The organism is Bradyrhizobium sp. 1(2017) (genome assembly GCF_011602485.2).
In the GTDB taxonomy this organism is placed as follows: domain Bacteria; phylum Pseudomonadota; class Alphaproteobacteria; order Rhizobiales; family Xanthobacteraceae; genus Bradyrhizobium.
In genome coordinates, this window is sequence record NZ_CP050022.2 from 7322313 (window position 1) to 7344911 (window position 22599).

A 22599-nucleotide genomic window follows, 5' to 3' on the forward strand; every position below is an offset into this window, starting at 1 on the left:
ACGGGGAGACGCCGGATGCAGTGGAAGGTCGGCAAGGTCAAGATCACGAAATTCGTCGAAATGGAGACGGTCGGCTCGACCCGCTTCATCCTGCCGGCAGCGACAAATGACGCGATCCAGAAGCTGCCTTGGCTGATCCCGCATTTCGCCACAGAAGAAGGCCGGCTGAAGATGTCGATCCACTCACTGGTGGTGGAGACGCCTTCGCGCCGGATCGTGGTGGACACCGGCCTCGGCAACGACAAGCAGGGCCGAGGCGTCCCGACCTGGAACAATCGCAACACCCCGTTTCTGGAGACCATGATTGCAGCGGGTTGTCCGCCCGACAGCATCGACACCGTGTTGTGCACGCATCTTCACGTCGACCATGTCGGCTGGAATACGCGGCTGGTCGACGGCCAATGGGTGCCGACCTTCCCAAAGGCGCGCTACCTCTTCGGCAAGACCGAATATGAGCACTGGCGCGATTACACCGCCGAGCCGGACAAGGTCGTGGTGTTCAACGATTCCGTGAAGCCCGTCGTCGATGCCGGCCAGGCCGAGCTGATCCCGAGCGACCACCGGCTCGGCGAGGAAATCAGAATGATCGCGACCCCCGGCCACAGCCCGGGACATATGAGCGTCCTGATCTCGTCCGATGGCGAGCAGGCGCTTCTGACAGGCGACGTCGCGCATCATCCTTGTCAGATGGCGCATCTCGACTGGTGCTCGACCGTCGATACCGACCCCGCGCAATCGGTGGCAAGCCGGCGCGAGGTGTTCTCGCGTTTCGCCGACACGCCGACGCTGGTGATCGGCGGACACTATTCGGCCGGGCACATCAAGCGGGAGGGGGACGCGTTCAAGTTTGTGGCGCTGCAATGACGCTGTCGCAGGGTGGGTTAGCCCACCGCCGGCAGTTTTTACAGAAGCAGTAGAGGTGGGTTACGCCCGGACTGCGCTTCGCGCGGCCGCGTGCTAACCCACCCTACGAGGGAAGGGCTGCAATGCGCCGGTCCTTAGGCGGTTGAATTTCCTGCCGCCCTGTTCCATGAAGCTAGTCAACCGATCGGTCCATCCCAAGGGAGAAACGAGAATGAAGCTTGTTCGTTACGGCGAGAAGGGTGCGGAAAAGCCCGGCCTGATCGACAAATCCGGCCAGTTGCGCGACCTGTCGGCGCATGTGAAGGATCTCACCGGCGAAGCCTATTCGCCTGAGAGCCTCAAGAAGCTGGCAGGCCTTGACCCTGCCTCGCTGCCCACCGTGTCGGGCAAGCCGCGCTTCGGTGCGCCGGTCACCGGCATCTCGAAATTCGTCGCTATCGGCCTCAATTACAGTGACCACGCCAAGGAAACCGGCGCTGCGATCCCGACCGAGCCGATCATCTTCATGAAGGCGAACACCTCGCTGTCCGGCCCGAACGACGCGGTCGAGAAGCCGCGCGGCTCGACCAAGCTCGACTGGGAGGTCGAGATTGCCGCGATCATCGGCACCCGCGCCAAATATGTCTCGGAAGCCGATGCGCTGAACTACGTGGCCGGCTATTGCGTCTGCAACGACGTCTCCGAGCGCCACTTCCAGACCGAGCGCCTGGGCCAGTGGACCAAGGGCAAATCGCACGACACGTTCGGCCCGGTCGGGCCATGGCTCGCCACCAAGGACGAGATCAAGGACGTGCAGGATCTGTCGATGTGGCTCGACGTCAACGGCCAGCGCCGCCAGACCGGCTCGACCAAGACCATGATCTTCTCGATGGCCAAATGCGTCTCCTACGTCTCGCAGTTCATGACGCTGCTGCCGGGCGACATCATCACGACCGGCACCCCGCCGGGCGTCGGCCTCGGCATGAAGCCGCCGACCTTCCTCAATGTCGGCGACGTCGTCACGCTCGGCATCGAAGGCCTCGGCGAGCAGCGCCAGGAGATCATCGCGGCGTAGCGCGCGCGCAAGTCACACTCCGACGTCATGCCCGGGCTTGACCCGGGCATCCACGTCTTACGGTGCGGATTGCGGAACGACGTGGATGGCCGGGTCAAGCTCGGCCATGACGGATGAGAGAGCTGTCGTTAAGTCATCGTAGGATACCTTCAATGAAACTCACCTTTTCCCCCGCCTCGCCCTTTGCCCGCAAGGTGCGCATCGCCGCGATCGAGCTTGGGCTGATCGACAGGATCGAGCTGACCCCCGCGACCGTCGCGCCGGGCACGGCCAACGAGGACTATTCGCGCATCACGCCGCTGAAGAAGCTGCCGGTGCTGATCACCAATGACGGCGACGTCATTTTGGACTCCTACGTCATCGTCGAATATCTCAACGAGATGGCCGGCGGCAGCTTGATCCCGGGTTACGGCCCGCGGCGCTGGAAGGCCAAGACCAACCACTCGCTGATCAACGGCATGCTCGATTCCATGCTGCTTTGCCGCTACGAGAAGATGGTGCGCCCGCAAGGCCTGCAATGGCAGGCCTGGTCGGACGACCATTGGAACAGGGCCTGGACCGGCATGGCGCGCTTCGAGAACATTCCGGAGGTGCTGAACGGCCCGTTCGACATCTCCCAGATCGGTCTCGTCTGCGTGCTCGGCTATGCCGACTTCCGCTTCGCCGATTGCGGCTGGCGCAAGGCCTATCCGAAGCTCGACGCTTTCCACCAGAAGATGCTGGAGCGGCCCTCGGTGAAGATCTCGGTGCCGCCCGCCGCATAATTCACGGGAGTTCTCATGAGCCTCAAATATTCGGTCGGCGATCTCACCATCCACCGCATCATCGAGCAGGAAACCCCGTTCTTTCCGGCGCTGGAGTTCATCCCCGGCCTCACGGCAGAAGTGCTGGCCGAGAACCGGGCGTGGATGCGGCAGGCCAAGGCGCTGGACGATCAGGACGTGCTGCTGCTGTGCTTCCAGTCCTATGTGGTGAAGACGCCGCATCACACCATCCTGATCGACAGCTGCATCGGCAACGACAAGCCGCGGCCGCAGCGGCCGAAATGGCACATGAAGACCGACGACACCTATATGAGCGGGCTCGAGGCTGCCGGTGTCTCGGTGGACGACATCGACTTCGTGATGTGCACGCATCTGCATGTCGATCACGTCGGCTGGAACACGCGGCTGGAAAACGGCCGCTGGGTGCCGACCTTCCCCAAGGCCCGCTACGTCTTCGCCAAGCAGGAATTCGATTATTGGTCCGAGCAGAACGCGAAGGCGGAGGTGCCGCCCTTCGCCGACAGCGTGCTGCCGGTGGTCGAGGCGGGGCGCCATGAGCTCGTCGGCAATGATCATCAGATCGGCGATCACGTCCGCATCCTGCCGACGCCCGGCCACACGCCGGGCCATTCTGCGTTCACGTTCGGTCGCGGCAAGGACGACGCCGTGTTCTCCGGCGATCTCATCCACTCGCCGTTGCAGGCGCTCTACCCCGAGCTGTCGATGAAGTTCGACGTCGATCAGGCGACGGCGGCGACAACGCGCCGTAGCTTCCTGGAGCGCTATTGCGACACGGACACGCTGTGCTGCACCGCTCATTTCCCCTCGCCGTCGGTGGGCAAGATCAAGCGCAAGGGCAGCGGCTTCGTCTGCGCGGCGGTGTAACGAAGCTGCGTAGGGTGGGTTAGCGAAGCGTAACCCACCGCGTCGGCCTCTGCGGATGCCAAAGAGGTGGGTTACGCCTTCGGCGAACCCACCCTCCGATTCGACCCGGGTGGAGAAAGCAATGACGACGCTCCCTGAAATCCCCCTGCCCGCCGGCATTCGCTCGCGTTACGTCGAAGGCATCAACGGTCTGCGGATGCATGTGCTGGAGGCCGGCTTCGAAACCAAGGGCCGGCCCTGCATCCTCTTGCTGCACGGCTTTCCCGAGCTCGCCTTCTCCTGGCGCAAGGTGATGCCGGCGCTCAGTGCGGTGGGCTATCACGTCATCGCACCGGACCAGCGCGGCTATGGCCGCACGACGGGATGGACCGCGGACTACGACGGCGATCTCACGCCGTTTTCGCTCCTCAACCTCGTGCGCGATGCGCTCGCGCTGGTGTCGGCGTTCGGCTACAGGCAGGTCGATCTCGCCGGCCATGATTTCGGCAGCCCCGTCGCGGCCTGGTGCGCGCTGATTCGGCCCGACGTGTTCCGTTCGGTGACGCTGATGAGCGCCCCTTTCGGCGGCGCACCGGCTTTGCCGTTCAACACGGTCGATGCGCCGGGCAGGCCTGGGGCGGAAGACCCCGTGCACCGCGAGCTCGCCACGCTGCCGCGTCCGCGCAAGCATTATCAATGGTACTATTCGACACGTCAGGCCAATGCCGACATGCAGCACGCGCCGCAGGGCCTGCATGATTTCCTGCGCGCCTATTATCATCACAAGAGCGCGGACTGGACGGACAACAGGCCTTATCCGCTGACGTCCTGGTCGGCGAGTGAGCTGGCAAAGCTGCCGACTTACTACGTGATGGATCTGGATGAGACCATGGCCGAGACGGTGGCCAAGGAGATGCCCTCGCCCGCCGCGATCGCCGCCAATCAATGGCTGCCGGACAGCGACCTCGCCTATTACGCCGCCGAATACGGCCGCACCGGATTCCAGGGCGGACTGCAATGGTATCGCTACGGCACGACGGGCATGCTCAACAACGAGATGCAGCTGTTTGCGGGGCGAAGCATCGACGTGCCCTCCTGCTTCATCTCAGGCAAGCAGGATTGGGGCACCTATCAGCGCCCCGGCGTGTTCGAAGCGATGCAGGGACGCGGCTGCACGAAGATGCTCGGCTGCCATCTCGTCGACGGCGCCGGTCATTGGGTGCAGCAGGAACAGCCGGCCGAGGTGAGCCGGTTGCTGCTGGAGTTTCTCGCCAAGGCCCCTACCGGCTGATTTGACCGGGGAACATGGCGCCTTATATAGTTTAGAATAATTCTAAACTGATGATAAGGGCCGTCGTGAAGAACTTTGCCGATCTGACCGAGCGCGAGGTGCTTGCGGTCGCGATCTCCTCCGAGGAGGAGGACAGCCGCATCTACATGGCCTTCGCCGAGGATCTGCGGGAGCGTTATCCGGACACGGCCAAGATCTTCGAGGAGATGGCCGAGGAGGAACGCGGCCACCGTCACCGCCTGCTCCAGCTCTATGAGCAGCGTTTTGGTGCGCATCTGCCGCCGATTCGCCGCGAGGACGTCAAAGGCTTCCTGCGCCGGCGCCCGATCTGGCTGACCAAGAACCTGCCGCTCGACACGATCCGGAAGAAAGTCGAGACCATGGAGCTCGAGGCCGAGCGCTTCTATGCGCGGGCCGCCGAGCAGGCCGAGGATGTCGGTGTGCGCCGCCTGCTCGGCGACCTCGCCGAGGAAGAAAAGCATCACGAGACCCGCGCGATCGCGCTCACCGACGAGATCCTCAAGCCTGATGTGCGCGCCGAGGAAGACCGCACGCGACGGCGGATGTTCGTGCTGCAATATGTGCAGCCGGGCCTCGCCGGCCTGATGGACGGATCGGTCTCGACGCTGGCGCCGCTGTTCGCCGCCGCCTTCGCCACGCACCAGAACTGGCAGACCTTCCTCGTGGGCCTTGCCGCCTCGATCGGCGCCGGCATCAGCATGGGCTTTGCGGAAGCGCTGTCCGACGACGGCTCGCTGACCGGACGTGGCTCACCTTGGCTGCGCGGCCTCACCTGCGGCGCGATGACGACGCTCGGCGGGCTCGGCCACACCGCGCCTTATCTGGTGCCCGACAGCTGGGCCAATGCGTTCTGGATCGCGACCGCGATCGCCTGCGTCGTCGTGTTCTTCGAATTGTGGGCGATCGCCTTCATTCGCTCGCGCTACATGGACACGCCGTTCCTGCAGGCCGTGTTCCAGATCGTGCTCGGCGGCGCCATCGTGCTGGCGGTGGGAATCGTGATCGGAGCGGCGTAGCAACCTCACATTCGTTGTCACGCCCCGGACGTTGTTGCTCGACCTTCCCGATGAACCACCAGCGAGGCACATCAATCGCGATCAAACGGCCGTTGCGAGATTCCGGCAAACTGCGCATCATCCTCCGACAACAAGAACAGGGGACGTGCCGTGGCCGAGTCGCAATGGAGTTTCAAGAGCGCCGTCGAGCTGTCGGCCGCGTTGAGCACAAGGCAGGTCTCCGCGGTCGAGCTCACCCAGCATGCGATCGACCGCATCGAACGGCACGACGGCAAGATCAACGCGGTCTGCGTGCGCGATTTCGATCGCGCGCTCGGTGCAGCGCGCGAGGCCGACGCCGCATTGGCGCGCGGCGAGCGCAAGCCGCTGCTCGGCCTGCCCGTGACGATCAAGGAATCCTTCAATGTCGCCGGCCTGCCGACGACCTGGGGATTGGTCCCGCAAAAGGACTTCAAGCCTGTCGAAGACGCGCTGCCGGTGGCGCGCATCAAGCAGGCCGGTGGCGTGATTCTCGGCAAGACCAACGTCCCGCTCGGCCTCGGCGACTGGCAAAGCTACAACGACATCTACGGCACCACGAACAACCCCTATGATCTCGGCCGCACACCGGGGGGATCGTCCGGAGGATCCTCGGCAGCCCTTGCGGCAGGCTATTGCGCGCTCGCCACCGGCTCGGACATCGGCGGCTCCCTGCGCGTGCCGGCATTTCATTGCGGCATCTTCGCTCACAAGCCGACCATCAATCTTTGCGCGGCGCGGGGCGAGACGCCGCCGCCGTTTCCGGCCATTCCGCGCGAGGGTGACCTTGCGGTCATCGGTCCGATGGCACGCACGGCAGCGGATCTGTCCCTGCTGCTCGACGTCATGGCTGGACCCGATCCGCTCGAGGGCGGCGTCGCCTACAAGCTCGATCTGCCTGTCGCGCGACATCAGTCGCTACGGGATTTTCGTGTCCTGGTGATCGACAGCCATCCGCTGCTGCCGACCGACCGGGACGTGCGCGCCGCGATCGACAAGCTCGCAACCGATCTCTCGAAGGCGGGCGTCGCGGTCGCGCGCGAGAGCACGTTGCTCCCGGACTTCGCGGAGACGTCGCGGCTCTATATGCGCATGCTGCTGGGCTTCCTGAGCGCGTTCTTCCTGCCCGACGAGCTGGCGGATTGCCAGGCTCGCGCGAGCCAGTTGTCGCCGGACGACCGGAGCCTCGGCGCGGAGCGACTGCGCGGCACGATAGCGAGCCACCGCGCCTGGGTGCTCGACGCCGGCACACGCGCCGGCCTGCGCGCACAATGGCGCGCGCTGTTCAAGAGCTTCGACGCGGTGATCTGTCCGATCATGCCGACGCCGGCCTATCCGCATGATCATTTGCCGGAGCAGCGGCTGCGAACGATCGGCATCGACGGCAAGGACTACCCCTATTCCGACCAGCTCGCCTGGCCGGGCGTCGCGACGCTTCCCGGCCTGCCGGCAACGGCTGTTCCGCTCGGCCTGTCGAAGGACGGCCTGCCGGTCGGCGTGCAGATCGTCGGGCCATTTCTCGAGGACAGGACGCCGCTCAGGCTCGCCGAGCTGATCGAGCGCGAGTTCGGCGGGTTCCTGCCGCCGCCTCTGTTCAATGACTAGTCCTGCCCATCATTGCGGGAAGCCCTTGCGACGAAGCAATCCGGACTGCATCGGCGGAGACATCTCTGGATTGCTTCGCTACGCTCGCAATGACGGAGTTCAACAACATCGAGTTCCGGACTCGCGCTGCGCGCGCTCCGGAATGACAGAGAGGGAGGGAACACCATGAGCCATGACCTCGAACAGCTCACCGCGCTCAACCACGATTATGTCGCTTCCGTGCAGACCTGCGACGTCAAGCGCTTCGACCAGATCCTGGCGCCGGAGTTCTACTGCTCCAACCCCGACAAGACGCTGGTCGACCGCGCCGCCTTCCTGGCGCAGACGGCGCGGCCGATCGCGATCCGCAATTTGCACGCGCACGACGTCATCATCCGCATCATGGGCGACTTCGCCATCATCCACGCGGCGACGAGCTATACAACGGCAGACGGTCAGCAGGCCACGGGGCGCTATACCGATTGCTGGGCGAAGAAGAACGGCAAGTGGCTGGCCGTGTCGGCGCATGTGTCGCGGTGAGCGAGGTGACGCAGGAGGATGAGGCGTTGAGGCGGGCACATCGTCCGCACATTCTCCGCTGTCATGCCCCGGCTTGACCGGGGCTCCAGTACTCTGCGGCAGTCATTTGGGTCACATAACTTCCGCCGCGGAGTACTGGATCGCCCGGTCAAGCCGGGCGATGACACCGTCAGTGCGGCTCAACTATCGAACACAATCACGCTGCGCAGCGTCTTGCCGGCCTTCATGTTGGCAAAGCCCTCGTTGATCTCGCTCAGCTTCAGCTTGGCCGAGATCCAGTCCTCCAGGTGCAGCCGGCCGCGCAGGTAGAAGTCGACGAGGCGCGGCATGTCCACGCGGAAATGGTTGGAGCCCATCGAGGAGCCCTGGATCTTGCGCTCGCGCAGGAAGTCGAAGCCGTGCAGTTCGATCTTCTGACCGAACGGGATCATGCCCACGATGGTGGCCGTGCCGCCCGACGCGAGCATGCCGAAGGCCTGCTCCGCCGTCTCCTTGCGGCCGAGCACCTCGAAGGAGTGATGCACGCCGCCATTGGTGAGGTCGCGCACCTGCTTGACGACGTCACCTTCGGTGGGATTGATGATGTCGGTCGCCCCCAGCTTGGTCGCCAGCTGGAGCTTGGCCGGATTGGTGTCGATGGCGATGATGCGGCCGGCGCCGGCGATCTGTGCCCCGTTGATCGCGGCCATGCCGACGCCCCCGCAGCCGATCACCGCCACGGTCTCGCCGGCCGTCACCTTCGCCGTGTTCACCACCGCGCCGTAGCCGGTAATGACACCGCAACCGATCAGCGCGGCGAGATCGAGCGGCATTTCTTTCCGGATCTTCACGATGGCGTTCTCGTGCACCAGCATCTGCTCGGCGAAGGACGAGAGGTTGAGGAACTGATGCAGCTTCTCCGGCTTCGACCATTGCATCCGGTTCGAGGCGCCCGGCAGCATTTTGACGGTCGTGTCCGTGCAGAGCACGGTGCGTCCGGTGGTGCAGTTGTCGCAGGTGCCGCAGAAGACCGAGAGGCAGGTGACGACGTGATCGCCCGGCTTCACGTAAGTGACGTCGGAGCCGACCTGCTCGACAACGCCAGCCGATTCGTGACCGAGCACCGCAGGCAGCGGATGCGGATAGAGACCTTCCATGAAATGCAGATCGGAGTGGCAGAGGCCGGCGACCGCGGTGCGGATCAGGACCTCGCGCGGGCCCGGCTTCGGCAGGCTGACATCCTCGATGATGAGCGGCTGATTGACTTCATAGAGGACGGCGGCCTTCATCGAGCACTCCCTGGCGTGTTTTTTGTTTGATCGTGGAGTGCAGCCTACGCTGCCAGAACCAGTTCGCCAACCTCGCTCATGCTGGCTGAGCTATCGCCGAGCAACAGCGCGGCGATCTTCGCCTCCACGGCATTTTCCGTCAGCCGGAACGGGTCGCCCGGCAGGACGCGATGGTCGATGACGAGACGCGACAGCAGCAGCCGGCGCGCATCGCCGCGCATCTCGTGGATGCGGTGGCCTTCCCAGGCGAGCGCCACCGCGCTCGCGACGTGATAAAGCAGGCTGGTGGCGCGCCGCGCCTCCGCCTCGTTGTCGGCCTTGGACGCGACCGCGCGCGCGAAGCCGACGGCACGCTCGACGAGGCCGCGCAGATTGTCGCGCCAGGCCTGCGGCACGGAGGCGCTGTCGTCGAGCCGGGCATGCAGATCGGCCGCGAGCGCGGACTCGGCGCCGTGACGGCCGACCGCGCGCCTGAGCGCGTCGATCGCCACGATGTTGCCGGTGCCTTCCCAGACCGAGCCGAGATGGGCATCGCGCAGCAGACGGGCGGTGGCAAACTCCTCGATATAGCCGATGCCGCCGCGCATCTCGAGCGCATCGCCGCAGACCTTTCGCGCATCGCGCGTGGCGCGGAATTTCAGCGTCGGGGTGAGGATACGCAACAGCGCCGCCGCATCCTGGCTGCCGGCTTCGGCGCGGTCGAGCGCATCGGCGGTGAGAAAGCTCATCGACAGCGCCTGCTCGACCGGCAGCATGATCTTCAGCATCTGCCGCCGCCCAAGGGGCAGATCGATGATGCGCTGGCCGAACACCACACGGTTCTTCGCCACCGTCATCGCGTCGTGATAGGCCCGGCGCATCAGCGCGGTGGACTTGACGCCGTTGGAGAGTCGCGACGAGTTCACCATCTCGGCCATCTGCACGAAGCCACGGTCGAGCTTGCCGACCGCATAGGCGATCGCGCCTTCGAGCTTGATCTCGCCCGACGCCATCGAGCGCGTGCCGAGCTTGTCCTTGAGACGCACGATCCGGTAATGGTTCTGAGCACCATCGTCGAGGAAGCGCGGCATCAGGAACAGGCCGACGCCGCGCGTGCCGGGGCCGGCACCTTCAGGGCGCGCAAGCAGCATCACGACCTTGGCATCGGCATTCGAGCAGAACCATTTCTCGCCATAGAGGCGCCAATGGTCGCCCTCCTGGACCGCGCGCGTGGTCAGCGTGCCGACGTCGGAGCCGCCTTCCTTCTCGGTCATGAACTGGCCGCCCTGGGTCAGCTTGCTCATGTCGGTCTGGGTGAGGCCATCGAGATATCTGGCCTTCAGCGCCTCGCTGCCGAAATTCGCCAGCAGCTTGGCGCAACCGTCGGTGACGTTGATCGGGCAGCCCATGCCGAATTCGGTCTGGTTGAACAGGAAGGTGAAGGCGTGCTTGGCCACCACGGGATATTTGTCCGGCCAGCCCATGATGCCCTTGCGGATCGAGAGCGCGTGGATGCCGAACTCGCCGAATGCGGCCTTCTCCAGCTCACGATAGGCCGGATGGTATTCGATCGACTGCACGTCGCGGCCGAACTTGTCGCGCTGGTGCAGAATGGGCGTGTGTCGGTCGGCCAGCCGCGCGCATTCGTCGAGCACGCCGCCCGCGAGTTCGCCGAGGCGGTCGAGATGCGGCTCGATGTGACGGAACAGCGTGTCCGGCAGATGGATGCGCAACAGGTCCGTCAGCGCCGGATCGGCGCGGTAGAAATTCATGCCCGAGGTGTCGGGCGCCAGCAGGCCGGACGGCTCGGCCGCGATGTTTTCTGGCTGCGCTGGGACCGGCTTGTGCATGGTCGTCCTCTTCGTTTCCGCGCGGCGGCAATATCCTGGCGCTTGTTTTCGCGCTTGCCGGTTCGGGTGATGTCGATCATGCTCCAGCAGCGAATGCGGATAAAGCCGCAAATCGTCAGGGCCGCATGATCGCCGCGAGGGACCAATTCGCCCTGCGGAATTGTGACCGTCCCTGCTGGTTGTCCGCGCGGACCATGCATAGATCAACGGCTTCCCGTCTCCGAGAGATCACGCCATGGAACTCCCAAGATACAAGATCGCGCTCATCGTCGGCGCCGGCGAAGGATTGAGCGCATCGCTGGCGCGGCTGTTGGCCGCCCAGAACATTCGCGTCGCCCTTGCCGCGCGAAAGATCGAGAAGCTCGGCGCACTCTGCACCGCGACCGGCGCCAAAGCCTATGCCTGCAACGCAACGGAGCCCGAGGAGGTCGAGCGGCTGTTCGGCCTCGTCGAGCGCGAGATCGGCACGCCCGACCTCGTCGTCTACAATGCCAGCGGCCGTACGCGCGGGCCGATCGTCGATCTCGTCCCGGCCGATGTGGCGCAGGCGATCGCGGTCAGCGCCTATGGCGGCTTCCTGGTGGCGCAGCAGGCGGCCAAGCGCATGCTGCCGAACAAGCACGGCGCGATCCTGTTCACCGGCGCCTCCGCCAGCGTCAAGGGCTACGCACAATCGGCCTCGTTTGCGATGGGCAAGTTCGCGCTGCGGGGTCTGGCGCAGAGCATGGCGCGCGAATTGTCGCCGCAGGGCATCCATGTCGCGCATTTCGTCATCGACGGCGGCATTCGCAGTGCCGCCCGGACCGAACCTGCGGACAAGCCGGATTCGATGCTCGATCCCGATGCGATCGCACAAAGCTATTGGAACGTGTTGCAGCAGCCGCGCAGCGCCTGGAGCTGGGAGCTGGAGCTGCGGCCCTGGGTGGAGAATTTCTGAGGCGACAACATAACAACAACCGTCATTGCGAGGAGCGAAGCGACGAAGCAATCCAGACTCTATCCGCGGAGACAGACTGGATTGCTTCGCTTCGCTCGCAATGACGACAGCAAAACGGGGAGCGACATGACCACCGAAACCACCGTCGACACCGGCACAAGCGAACTCCTCTGCGTGATCCGCGACCGCGTCGCGATCATCACGCTGAACCGGCCGGAGGCGCGCAATTCGCTCTCGGATGCGCTGACGCCGGCGCTGCGCACGATGATCCGGAGCTGCGGCGAGAACCCTGATGTCGGCGTGCTATTGCTCACCGGCGCGGGCGAAGCCTTCTGCGCCGGCGGCAACGTCAAGGGCATGGGCGCGCATCGCGACAAGGCGAAGCTCGAAATGCCGCTGGCAGATCGCATTGCCGATCTCCAGGAGCGGCAGCGACTGCTGACCGGCGCGCTGGTGTCGGTGCGCAAGCCGACCATCGCCGCCCTGCCCGGCCCTGCGGTCGGCGCCGGCCTCGCCATCGCCATGGCCTGCGACATCCGCATCGCCGCACAATCGGCCTTCGTCGCCACCGGCTATGCCCGCATCGCGCTCAGCGGCGATTACGGCATTGCCTGGCTGCTCACCCGGCTCGTCGGCACCGCGCGGGCGCGCGAATTGATGTTCACCGGCGACCGCATCGATGCCACGCGGGCTGAGGCGATCGGCCTCGTCAACCGGGTGGTGGCGGACGACAGGCTGCAAACTGAAGCCTTTGCGCTGGCCAAATCGCTCGCCGAAGGCCCGCGCCTCGCGCTGCGCTACATGAAGGACAATCTCGACGAGGCCGTGCTGTTCGACTTCGAGACGGCGCGCGACCACGAGGCCGAACGGCTGATCCGCCTCACCACCACCGCCGATCACAAGGAGGCGGTGCAGGCCTTCATCGAGAAGCGCAAGGCGGTGTTCACGGGGAAGTAGGGCTGCAAAAAAATGCCCGGCGCTGGCTAGGCCAGGCCGGGCTGCAGTGATGTCAGGCCGAGGCTGAGGGGCTATCGGCCTGACGGGAAAGGGCGGCGAGACGCCAGCTCGCACAGGGAATGTCCTTTGGTGCGACCGTGATCTCCTTGTCGAAGCGCACCAGCTTCCAATCGTCGGGATGATTGACGAAAGCAAAGCCGGATTTGCGCGCAAGCGAGATCATGGTCTCGTTGGAGCGCAGCGTGTCGCCGAAGATGTGCTCGGCGCCGAGCGCGGCGGCGCGACATTCCAGGTTCTTCATGAGCGCGGTGGCGATGCCGTGGCCGTTCCAGCGGTCGTCGACCGACAGGCCAAACTCGACCGTCGCGGTCTCGGCATGGAGCGCATAGCGCATCTCGGCGACGATGGTCTCGAAGCCGTCGACCATCATGGTCGCAACGACAGTGAAGCGCTCGCGCTCACCGACCTCGAGGAAATCGCGCAGCAGTCCCTTTGGCAGCTCGCTGATCGCGCCGAAGAAGCGGTTGTAGCGGGAGCGGGTCGAGAGCGAGCGGAAATAGTGCTGGAGCTCGTCGGTGTCGCGCGGCGCGACGAAGCGGACGGTGACGGGCTCACCCTGCCGGGTGCTCAGCTTGTCCGAATATTGCGCGAGGTCTTCGAGGCGAAGCGTGCTCATGACACATGCCTTGGAAAAAGGGACCGCCGGCGCCCCCACAATCAGGCGGCGCCGGCCTGGCGGCCAATCAGGCCCGCCAGAAGGGTTTTTCGGCCTCATACGCGATGTCGGACCAGGACAGGCCGACATCCTGGAGATCCCGGGCGGTCCAGTTGGCAAGCTCGCGCCTGTTGCGGTAGCGCTCATGCCAGACATGGAGGGTGTCGCCGATCTGGTGGAGGAGACCGGGCGCATGATGATTTGTCATCGAATTCTGGGTCAAAATGGACATCTTCAGCTCCTTGAGCTAACTTGACCGCTAATATCTGCTTCCTGTTGCGGCGCGACAAACGACAATTTGTACCTTTTCGCATGAAATAACGTCATGTATCCTGCTGCCAGATGACTGCCAGATTGCCCTCATTGAACGGATTGCGGGCGTTCGAGGCCGCCGCGCGCCATCTCAGCTTCACGCTGGCGGCGAGCGAATTGAACGTGACCCAGACGGCGATCAGCCATCAGATCCGACGGCTGGAGGAGGAGCTCGGCATCCGCCTGTTCGTCCGGCAGAACCGCGCCCTGGCTCTGACCCCGCAAGCGCGTGACTATCTCCCCGGCGTCCGCGCCGCCTTCAACGACCTGCGCCTTGCCACCGACCGGCTGCTGCGCAAAGACGACGACAGGGTGCTGACGGTCTCGACGCTGGCCTCGCTCGCTGCAAAATGGCTGTTGCCGCGGCTGACCGATTTCCAGGAGCAGCATCCCGGCATCGATGTCCGCATCACCACCTCGACCAGCCTGGTGGACTTCCAGCGCGACGACGTCGACGCCGCGATCCGCTACGGCCGCGGCCAATGGCCGGGCCTGCGCGCCGACTGGCTGATGGCGGACGAGCTGTTTCCGGTGTGCAGCCCATCGCTGCTGGGCGGGGACAAGCCGCTGTGCCGGCCGGAGGATCTGAGAAACCATCCGCTGCTGCACACCTCCAACGCCAACAGCGACGATTGGCGGCTATGGCTGACGGCAGCCGGCCTGCCCTCGGACATCGCCAGGCAGCCGGGCATCACCTTCGACATGATCTTCATGACCATCCAGGCCGCGATCGACGGTATCGGGGTGGCCATGGGGCGGACGTCGTACGTCCAGGACGACATCGCCAAGGGCCGGCTGGTGGTGCCCTTCAAGATCGCGCTGCCGGCGGATGCCGGCTTCTACCTGGTCTCGCCAGAGGGCCGCCGCGAGTCGCCAAAATTGGTCGCATTCCGGGACTGGATGCTCGCTGCAACGCAAAATAAAACCTGAAGAATCATCAGCTTCCCCGGCAAAATCGATTGACTCGCCTCGCCCCGCGCGGGAAGGGGTATGGCAGATTGTCGCAGCATCAATCTGTCGCCTTGCCGGGAGCACGATTTCCGGCCGGCCGCGCCTTTCCAAGGGGAGAACGCCATGGCTGGATCAGCCGCATCGACCAATCCACCCGCGATCAAGTCGCGCATCGGCGCGATCCTTCGCGCGACGTCGGGCAATTTCCTCGAGCAGTTCGACTTCTTCCTGTTCGGCTTCTATGCCGCCGCGATCGGCAAGGCGTTCTTCCCCTCCACCAACGAGACGGCCTCGCTGCTCAACACATTCGGCGTGTTCTGGCTCGGCGCCTTGATGCGACCGGTGGGCGCAATCGTGCTCGGCGCCTATATCGACCGCATCGGCCGCCGCCAAGGCCTGATCGTCACGCTCGGCATCATGGCGTTCGGCACCGTCGTCATCGCGTTCTGCCCGAGCTACGCGACGATCGGCATCGCCGCGCCGATCATCGTGCTGCTCGGCCGGCTGCTGCAGGGCTTCTCGGCGGGCGTCGAGCTCGGCGGCGTGTCGGTGTACCTCGCGGAAATCGCAACGCCCGGCAATCGCGGCTTCTACACCTCGTTTCAATCGTCGAGCCAGCAGGTCGCGATCTTCGTCGCCTCGATCCTCGGCTTCATCCTCTCCGAGGTGATGCCGGCCGACACGGTGGCCGCCTGGGGCTGGCGCATTCCCTTCTTCGTAGGCTGCCTGATCATTCCCCTGATCTTCATCCTGCGGCGGACGCTGGAAGAGACGCCGGCCTTCCTCGCCATGCGGAAGCATCCGACGACGCGCGAGGTGTTCGCCTCCGCACTGAACAATTGGCGCATCGTCGTGCTCGGCATGATGATCGCGATCCTGACCACGACGACGTTCTATTTCGTCACCGTCTACACACCGACCTTCGGCAAGACCGTGCTGAAGCTGTCGACGCAGGACGCGCTGCTGGTGACGCTGCTGGTGGCGGTGAGCAACTTCATCTGGAATCCGGTCGGCGGCGCGCTGTCCGACCGGATCGGCCGCAAGCCGGTGCTGCTCACCATCGCCGGCCTCTCGCTCGTCACCGCCTATCCGGCATTGCATTGGCTGGTGGCGGCGCCGAGCTTCGGCAAGCTGCTCGCGGTCGAGATGATGTTCTCGTTCTATTTCGGCATGTACAGCGGCACCATGTTGGGTGCGCTGGTCGAGATCGTGCCGGCGCATGTGCGCACCACCTGCTTCTCGCTCGCCTTCGCGCTCGCCGCCGCACTGTTCGGCACCTTCACGCCATTCGCCTCGACCTGGCTGATCGAGCGCACCGGCGACAAGGCCTCGCCCGGCTTCTGGCTGATGTTCGCCGCCCTGCTCGGCATCATCGCGGCCTCGACGGTGTATCGCGGTGGCGGCAAGGCGGCGCCGGTTTATGATGCGGTGCCGGAGCCGGTCGCGGGGCATTAGGACGGTTCCGGGGCGCCTCGCAGAGGCGAGCTATGATGCGCAAGTGCGCATCAGAGAATCCATGTCTCCCGGCACTCCTGTCGCACGATGGATTCCGGGTTCAGCCCTACGGGCTGCCCCGGAATGACGGTGGGGCTAAAGCTCCACCACCACGTAGTCGCTCTCGACCTTCACCGGGATCGTCTCGGCGACATACGGTCCCTTCACCACGCTGGCGCCGGGCTCGACATGGGCCGGATAGGCCTTCACGCGGAAGCGGCGGGGGTCGCAATAGGACTGGCCGGTGCGGATGTCGAACTCCCAGCCGTGCCAGGGGCAGCGGATGATCTCGCCGATCTTGGTGTATTCGATCTCGCCCGGATCCTTGGATTGCGCGAGCCCGATCAGCGGCCCCTCGCACAGCGCCGCGCCCTGATGCGGGCAGCGGTTCATCAGGCCGAAATATTTACCCTTGATGTTGAAGACCGCGATCGGCCTCCCGTCAATCTCCAGGAATTTTCGCGTGCCCGGCGGAAGCTCGTCGACCGCGGCAATCACATGACGCGCCATCAAGCCAGCCCGTAAAGCTTCTTCGCATTGCCGAGGTAGAACGCCTCGCGATTGGACTCGCTGACGCCCGCCGGCAGCACGCGCGACGGCTCGTCGTAATCCCAATGCGGATAATCGGTCGCGAACAAGAGCCGGTCCCAGCCGATCCAGTTGATGACGTCGAACAGATCCTCGCGCCGCTCCGGGTCTTCCATCGGCTGCGTCGTCCACCACACCTGCTCGCGGATATATTCGGACGGCGGCCGCTTCACATGCGGCACCTCGCTGCGCAGGCGCTGCCAGGCCTTGTCCAGCCGCCATGCCAGCGACGGCGCCCAGCCGAAGCCGGCCTCGATCATCACCATCTTCAGTTTCGGGAAGCGCTCGAACACGCCTTCCAGCACGAGGCTCGCCAGCGCCGATTGCTGGCACTGCGAGTGACCCACCATCTCCTCGATGTAATAGGACGGCCAGCCCGAGGGCGTGATCGGATTGCCGCCGAAGCCGAAAGCGTGCACCCCGACGGGGAGGCCGGCCTCTTCCGCAGCCTGGTAGATCGGCCAGTAACGACGCTGGCCGAGTGGCTCGACATTGCGGCTGAGCAGCAGCACCTGGACGAAGTTCTTGTCGCCGGCGCGCTCGCGGATCTCGGCGGCGGCCGACAGCCCGTCCTCATTGCCGACGACGATGGACGCCTTCAGCCGCTTGTCCTTGCTGGTCCATTTGTCGATCTGCCAATCGTTGATCGCCGAGCACAAGGCGGCCGAGAGCTCGTGATTGCGGATGCCCTGCCCGGTGTTGAGCGGATTGAGCACCCCTAACTGCACGTTGTTGGGATCGAGCAGCTGCTTCTGCATGAAGGACAGCGAGGAGCCCTGCGGGCCGCCTTCCGGCGGATAGGCATCGCGGCGCGAGGCGTTGGGTTGGGCCTTCGGATAGGGAGGGCCTTCCATCATGCCCTGATAGGCATGGACGCCGTAGATTTCGAGATGATGCTGCCAGCGTTTGGCGAGGTAGGGATAGAGCTCGGTGCGGGTGGCGCGGGCCGGATGGATGTCGCAATCCGCGATCGCGGTTTTCGCAGTCAGTGGGGAAGCGGCTTCTTGGCTCTCGCGGAACTGGATATTCATCGCCTTGCCTCCTTTGGCAGCGGGCTCATGTCAGGCGGGGATAGGTTGCATGCGGATTGTCGATCATGATCTTGCGCACGAGATCGGGGGACAGACCTTCGGGCAGCGCGTCCTGGCCGTCGAACTGCCAGTGCGGATAGTCCGTGGAGAATAGGACTAATTCGTCGGACTGCATATGATCAAACAGGCGATTTAATGTCGACTCATCCGGCGGCGCATCAAAAGGCTGTAACGAGAAGCGGATGTTGCTGCGCACAATGTCTAGCGGCGCGCGATCAACCCAGGGCGTCTCCATCCGCACCCCGCGCCAGAACTTGTGCAGGCGCCAGAGATAAGGAGATATCCAGGAGACGCCGGATTCCAGCATCACCATTTTCAGCCGCGGAAACTTGGCGAACACACCCTCGACGATCAGGCTGGTGAGCTGGGTCTGGAACGCCTGTGCCTGACCGACATAATCCTCGATGTGATAGGAACCCCATCCCACTGCGGTGGGCGGATTGTGATAGGCGGAACCGGCGTGGACGCCGACCGGAAGTTCCAGGCGTTCCGCTGCCGCGTAGATCGGCCACAGCGCGCGCTTGCCGAGCGGCGTGTCGCCCATGACCAGCATCAGCACCTGCACGAAGCGCTTGTCCGGAGCGCAACGCTCGATCTCGGCGACGGCCTTCTCGACGCTCTGCGTGGGGATCACGATCGAGCCGCGCAGGCGGGGATCGCGGTCGAGCCATTCCTTGGCGAGCCAATCGTTCAAGGCGCGGCAGAAGGCCGCCTGCATGTCCTCGGAGAATACCATCTGCACGCCATAGAGCGGATTGCAGATGGCGAACTTCAGCTGAAAAGGAGCGAGCACATGGCGCTGCATGTCCTCGAGGCTTTCGCCGGGCTTGCCGTTTTCCGGGCGCCAATCGGGACGCGACACGATCGGCGATCTCTCGGGATAGGATTGCGAGATGAGATCGACCATGCCGCGCGTCGTCACCTGATCGCGCCAGTAATCGTTCAGATACGGTAACAGGCTGGTCAGATGCGGCACGGCGGGATGCACATCGCAATCCACCCCGCCAGCGATCAGGGACGCCATGACGTCTCCTTCACGTTTCCTCGTCTCATTTTGTTTGTCTTGCCCACCATTCAAGCAGGCCTGCCCGTCGCCCGCAACTCGGCCAAGCCTTCTGTCATATGCTAGGAAGGCTGGGCTCGGTTGCGACGGAATGAGAGGTCAAGGGGATGAAAGAGCTCATCGGCATTGCAGAACAGGTCGCGGCCCGCCTGATCGCGCGCAAACAGACCATTGCGGTGGCGGAATCCTCCACCGGCGGGCTGATCTCCGCCAGCCTGCTCGCCGTGCCCGGCGCGTCCGCCTATTTCCTTGGCGGCGCGGTCGTTTACACCCGCGATGCCAGACGCGCGCTGATGGATATTTCGGATGAAGGAATGAAGGGCTTTCGCTCCTCCTCGGAGCCCTATGCGCAGCTGCTTGCGGAACGGATGCGATCACGCTTCGGATGCGACTGGGGCCTGTCCGAGACCGGCGCAGCCGGCCCCACCGGCAACCGCTACGGCGACGCCGCAGGCCATAGCTGCATGGCTGTCGCAGGGCCGGCAGCAGAGGTGGTGACGCTGGAGACGGCGAGCGGCGACCGGTTCGGCAACATGCAGGTCTTTGCGGCGACGGCGCTGAAATTGCTGTTGAGGAAGCTGGAGGGGTGACACAGCTGCGCTGGCGTAAGATCGGCGACGGTGTGTCATCCCCGACGTCGTCCTGGCGAAGGCCAGGACGACGCATGTGGGACAGCTACCGTCCCAAATGCCGCATGAAGATCCGCACCACATAGCCCGGGAATCGCGGCGCTTCGTCGTAGAGGTCGGATGCGATCCGCTCAATGGTCTCGCGCAGCGACAGGAACTGCGCCTGGCGCGCGCTGCTTTCGGTGCCCTGCATGCCCGCAAGCTCGTCCATCGCGGCGTCGCTGATCTGGCACTGCACCACATCGCTGTCGTCCAGCATGGTGAAGCGGAAGGCCAGCCGTTCCAGATCATGGCCAATGATTTTGTCGCGCGTCAGCGGCATCCAATTGTCCCGTTCGCGCCCCCGAACGGGACAATGCTGAAAAACTGACGCCTTGTCACCATCCGCGCCAGGGACATGGCGGTCCTGCGGCGCTCGCGCGCACCCTTCAGGCGGGCCACGCTCCTACGTCAGTAGACCAGCGCCGCGCCGGACGGCTTGTCCAGCGCCGCGGCCAGCGATCGATACTCCTCGCAGTCCGTCCCGCAGATGGATGCGATCCGGCCGAGGTGATAGAGCGCTTGCTCGCGGTTTCCCCGCTCGAGCTGCCACAATCCATAATATTGCCAGGTCAGCACGTGGTTCGGATCCGCCCGCAAGGCGCGCTCGTACCAGACCTGCGACTGCTCGTAGTCACCGAGCTTGCGATAGGAGTAGCCGATGAGGTTGGCGACGTTCGGATGATCGTCATGGCCGAGCGATTTCAACTGCGCGATCGCGGACCCATAATCGTTGCGCTCGTAGATGGTGTCATAGGCCACGCGGTAGCCGGCCGCGAAAGCGGGATCACCGATGCTGGATTGATTGTTCGGCTTCTTCGCCTTCTGACCGGCCTTCGTTCCGGAACGCCTTGGATAGGCCGGCTGAGCAGTGCTGGGAGTTGAATAGGCGCTACCATAGGGGTCGCTGCCACCACCGCCTCCTCCGCCGCCGCCGCCACCTCCGCCCGCTGAGTACGCGGGGGAAGCTAGTAGCGCCGCAAACGTCCCCAGCGTGACGAGTCTGATCATCGCTGTGATCATGTCTGTCTCCTGTCCTGTTTCAAGCGGCCCCGGATGACGTAATTAACCCTGCCTTGGCAGCGATATTCCAGGATGCAGCGCTCCACGGAGACGTCAGCGCTCGTACGACAGTTCTGTTGTCCTTTACTGGAACGCGACTTCAGCGAAACTCCTCAGCTTGCGCGAATGCAGCCGTTCGGATTCCTGCTCCTTGAGTCGTTCCAGCGCCTTGAGGCCGATCTCGAGATGCTGGCCGACGCGGCGGCGATAGAATTCGCTGGCCATGCCCGCGAGCTTGATCTCGCCGTGCAGCGGCTTGTCGGAGACGCAGAGCAGCGTGCCGTAGGGAACGCGGAAGCGGTAGCCGTTGGCGGCGATCGCGGCCGATTCCATGTCGAGCGCGACCGCGCGCGATTGCGACATGCGGCGGATCACGTCTGGCCCCGAGATCTCCCAGTTGCGGTTGTCGACGCTGGCGACGGTCCCCGTGCGCATCAGGCGCTTGAGCTCGAAGCCTTCGAGCCCGGTGACATCCTCGACCGCCTCCTCGAGCGCGACCTGCATCTCGGCCAGCGCCGGGATCGGCACCCACAGCGGCAGTTCGCGGTCGAGCACATGATCCTCGCGCACATAGCCATGCGCGAGCACGTAGTCGCCGAGCCGTTGCGTGTTGCGCAGGCCCGCGCAATGGCCGAGCATCAGCCAGGCGTGCGGTCGCAACACGGCGACGTGGTCCGTGACGTTGCGTGCGTTCGACGGACCGGTGCCGATGTTGATCAGGGTGATGCCGCGATAGCCGGGCTCGACCAGATGGAAGGCCGGCATCTGCGGCGCACGCACGGGCGCAACACCCGTCATCACGCCGCCGGCGCGCGTGACGACGTTGCCGGGCGCGACGAAGGCTTCGAGGCCGGCGTCGCGGGACTGAAGCCGCTGCTGACAAAGCTGCGCAAAGGCGTCGACATAGAACTGGTAGTTGGTGAAGATCACGAAGTTCTGGAAATACTCGGGATCGGTGCCGGTGTAGTGATAGAGCCGGCGCAGCGAATAGTCGACGCGGGCGGCGCGGAACAGCGACAGCGGCTCGGGCGCGCCAGGTTGCAGCTCGAAGGTGCCGTCGGCGATCGCATCGTCCATCGTGGCGAGATCAGGCACGTCGAACGCATCGCGCAGCGATCGCGTCACGGACGAGTTTTCGCTGGTGGTGATGGCGGCCTCGATGTTGATGTCACGGCGATAGGCGAAGTGGATCGGGATCGGCTCGGCGGACTCGCCGATCTCGACCGGCACGCCGTGGTTCTGGATCAAGAGTCCGATCTGTTCGATGAGATAGCTGCGGAACAGATCGGGCCGCGTGACGCTGGTCTCGTGCACGCCGGGACCGGCGACGAATCCATAGGCAAGACGCGAATCCAGCCGTGCATGCGTCGCAGTGGTGAGGCGGACGAAGGGATAGTAGGCCCGCACCCGCGTCGTGATCGCTTCGCCGCCGACGTAAGCCTCGAACCGGTCGCGCAGGAATTTCGTGTTGCGCTCGTAGATCTCCTCGAGCCGCACGACGGCAAGGGACGCATCGGAGAAGGATTCGGTGGCGATGGAGGGAGGGGATTGCATGGTCGACCGCCGGGTTGCTGTTTGCAATCGCAGTATAGCAAACTGGCAGCAAAGTCGTCATTGCGAGCGCAGCGAAGCAATCCGGAAATTTGTC

At 64.5% G+C, this 22599-nt stretch carries 23 protein-coding genes; 13 read left to right on the plus strand and 10 right to left on the minus strand.

What is annotated here, in order from left to right:
- Positions 1-15: 15 nt before the first annotated feature.
- The 8 genes from HAP40_RS34735 (at position 16) to HAP40_RS34770 (ending at position 8016) form a co-directional block, all read left to right on the plus strand.
- Positions 16-864 carry an MBL fold metallo-hydrolase gene (locus HAP40_RS34735; RefSeq protein WP_166812810.1) on the plus strand — a complete coding sequence of 283 codons (849 nt, stop codon included), beginning with the start codon at positions 16-18 and terminating at the stop codon, positions 862-864.
- A 211-nt stretch (positions 865-1075) separates the two neighbouring features.
- A complete protein-coding gene (locus HAP40_RS34740; RefSeq protein WP_166812808.1) occupies positions 1076-1918 on the plus strand; it encodes a fumarylacetoacetate hydrolase family protein in 843 nt (280 codons plus the stop codon).
- 152 nt (positions 1919-2070) lie between these two features.
- Complete coding sequence (locus tag HAP40_RS34745; RefSeq protein ID WP_166812806.1) at positions 2071-2682, plus strand: glutathione S-transferase family protein; 612 nt, start codon at positions 2071-2073, stop codon at positions 2680-2682.
- 15 nt (positions 2683-2697) lie between these two features.
- Positions 2698-3567 carry an MBL fold metallo-hydrolase gene (locus HAP40_RS34750; RefSeq protein WP_166812804.1) on the plus strand — a complete coding sequence of 290 codons (870 nt, stop codon included), beginning with the start codon at positions 2698-2700 and terminating at the stop codon, positions 3565-3567.
- Positions 3568-3688: 121 nt separating this feature from the next.
- Entirely contained in the window at positions 3689-4837 is a 1149-nt protein-coding gene (locus HAP40_RS34755) for an alpha/beta hydrolase (RefSeq protein WP_166812802.1), read from the plus strand.
- A gap of 65 nt (positions 4838-4902) precedes the next feature.
- On the plus strand, positions 4903-5874 hold the full coding sequence (gene mbfA, locus HAP40_RS34760) for an iron exporter MbfA (protein WP_166819233.1): 972 nt from the start codon (positions 4903-4905) through the stop codon (positions 5872-5874).
- Positions 5875-6024: 150 nt separating this feature from the next.
- A complete protein-coding gene (locus HAP40_RS34765) occupies positions 6025-7497 on the plus strand; it encodes an amidase (RefSeq protein WP_166812800.1) in 1473 nt (490 codons plus the stop codon).
- Positions 7498-7662: 165 nt separating this feature from the next.
- Complete coding sequence (locus HAP40_RS34770; protein ID WP_166812799.1) at positions 7663-8016, plus strand: nuclear transport factor 2 family protein; 354 nt, start codon at positions 7663-7665, stop codon at positions 8014-8016.
- Positions 8017-8195: 179 nt separating this feature from the next.
- Here HAP40_RS34770 and HAP40_RS34775 read toward each other — a convergent pair whose 3' ends face one another.
- Together HAP40_RS34775 and HAP40_RS34780 are read right to left on the minus strand one after the other, a co-directional pair.
- Positions 8196-9284 carry a Zn-dependent alcohol dehydrogenase gene (locus HAP40_RS34775; protein ID WP_166812797.1) on the minus strand — a complete coding sequence of 363 codons (1089 nt, stop codon included), beginning with the start codon at positions 9282-9284 and terminating at the stop codon, positions 8196-8198.
- A 44-nt stretch (positions 9285-9328) separates the two neighbouring features.
- On the minus strand, positions 9329-11113 hold the full coding sequence (locus HAP40_RS34780; RefSeq protein ID WP_166812795.1) for an acyl-CoA dehydrogenase family protein: 1785 nt from the start codon (positions 11111-11113) through the stop codon (positions 9329-9331).
- A 235-nt stretch (positions 11114-11348) separates the two neighbouring features.
- On the opposite strand from HAP40_RS34780, the gene HAP40_RS34785 reads away from it, so the two are divergent.
- Positions 11349-12050: an SDR family oxidoreductase gene (locus HAP40_RS34785; RefSeq protein ID WP_166812793.1), complete on the plus strand. Its 702-nt coding sequence runs from the start codon at positions 11349-11351 to the stop codon at positions 12048-12050.
- A gap of 126 nt (positions 12051-12176) precedes the next feature.
- Positions 12177-13007, plus strand: a complete 831-nt coding sequence (locus HAP40_RS34790; protein ID WP_166812791.1) for an enoyl-CoA hydratase — start codon at positions 12177-12179, stop codon at positions 13005-13007.
- A gap of 52 nt (positions 13008-13059) precedes the next feature.
- Here the strand turns inward: HAP40_RS34790 and HAP40_RS34795 are convergent, their stop codons facing one another.
- Together HAP40_RS34795 and HAP40_RS34800 are read right to left on the minus strand one after the other, a co-directional pair.
- Positions 13060-13683: a GNAT family N-acetyltransferase gene (locus HAP40_RS34795; protein WP_166812789.1), complete on the minus strand. Its 624-nt coding sequence runs from the start codon at positions 13681-13683 to the stop codon at positions 13060-13062.
- A 67-nt stretch (positions 13684-13750) separates the two neighbouring features.
- Positions 13751-13954 (minus strand): DUF1127 domain-containing protein, encoded by a 204-nt coding sequence (locus HAP40_RS34800; RefSeq protein ID WP_166812787.1) that lies wholly within the window; start codon positions 13952-13954, stop codon positions 13751-13753.
- A 110-nt stretch (positions 13955-14064) separates the two neighbouring features.
- Here HAP40_RS34800 and HAP40_RS34805 point away from each other — a divergent pair, with 110 nt between their 5' ends.
- Both HAP40_RS34805 and HAP40_RS34810 read left to right on the plus strand, forming a co-directional pair.
- The gene (locus tag HAP40_RS34805) at positions 14065-14964 is read left to right on the plus strand and encodes a transcriptional regulator GcvA (protein ID WP_166812785.1); all 900 of its coding nucleotides are present in this window, start codon (positions 14065-14067) and stop codon (positions 14962-14964) included.
- A gap of 144 nt (positions 14965-15108) precedes the next feature.
- Entirely contained in the window at positions 15109-16440 is a 1332-nt protein-coding gene (locus HAP40_RS34810; RefSeq protein ID WP_166812783.1) for an MFS transporter, read from the plus strand.
- A 135-nt stretch (positions 16441-16575) separates the two neighbouring features.
- Here the strand turns inward: HAP40_RS34810 and HAP40_RS34815 are convergent, their stop codons facing one another.
- From HAP40_RS34815 to HAP40_RS34825, 3 genes are read right to left on the minus strand one after another with little or no spacing between them, the layout of a single operon-like run.
- Positions 16576-16989, minus strand: coding sequence for a Rieske (2Fe-2S) protein (locus HAP40_RS34815; protein ID WP_166812781.1), 414 nt, complete (start codon positions 16987-16989; stop codon positions 16576-16578).
- Positions 16989-18098, minus strand: a complete 1110-nt coding sequence (locus tag HAP40_RS34820) for an amidohydrolase family protein (protein WP_166812779.1) — start codon at positions 18096-18098, stop codon at positions 16989-16991. Before HAP40_RS34820 ends, HAP40_RS34815 begins: the two co-directional genes overlap by 1 nt.
- 25 nt (positions 18099-18123) lie before the next feature.
- Positions 18124-19182: an amidohydrolase family protein gene (locus HAP40_RS34825; RefSeq protein ID WP_166812777.1), complete on the minus strand. Its 1059-nt coding sequence runs from the start codon at positions 19180-19182 to the stop codon at positions 18124-18126.
- 146 nt (positions 19183-19328) lie between these two features.
- Between HAP40_RS34825 and HAP40_RS34830 the strand changes: the two genes are divergently transcribed.
- A complete protein-coding gene (locus tag HAP40_RS34830; RefSeq protein ID WP_166812775.1) occupies positions 19329-19811 on the plus strand; it encodes a CinA family protein in 483 nt (160 codons plus the stop codon).
- 85 nt (positions 19812-19896) lie between these two features.
- Here HAP40_RS34830 and HAP40_RS34835 read toward each other — a convergent pair whose 3' ends face one another.
- The 3 genes from HAP40_RS34835 to HAP40_RS34845 all read right to left on the minus strand — a co-directional run bounded on the left by HAP40_RS34835 (position 19897) and on the right by HAP40_RS34845 (position 22505).
- Entirely contained in the window at positions 19897-20172 is a 276-nt protein-coding gene (locus tag HAP40_RS34835) for a DUF1488 family protein (RefSeq protein ID WP_166812773.1), read from the minus strand.
- Between the two features lie 128 nt (positions 20173-20300).
- Positions 20301-20912: a tetratricopeptide repeat protein gene (locus HAP40_RS34840; RefSeq protein WP_166812771.1), complete on the minus strand. Its 612-nt coding sequence runs from the start codon at positions 20910-20912 to the stop codon at positions 20301-20303.
- Between the two features lie 123 nt (positions 20913-21035).
- The gene (locus HAP40_RS34845) at positions 21036-22505 is read right to left on the minus strand and encodes an AMP nucleosidase (RefSeq protein ID WP_166812769.1); all 1470 of its coding nucleotides are present in this window, start codon (positions 22503-22505) and stop codon (positions 21036-21038) included.
- Between the last annotated feature and the right edge of the window lie 94 nt (positions 22506-22599).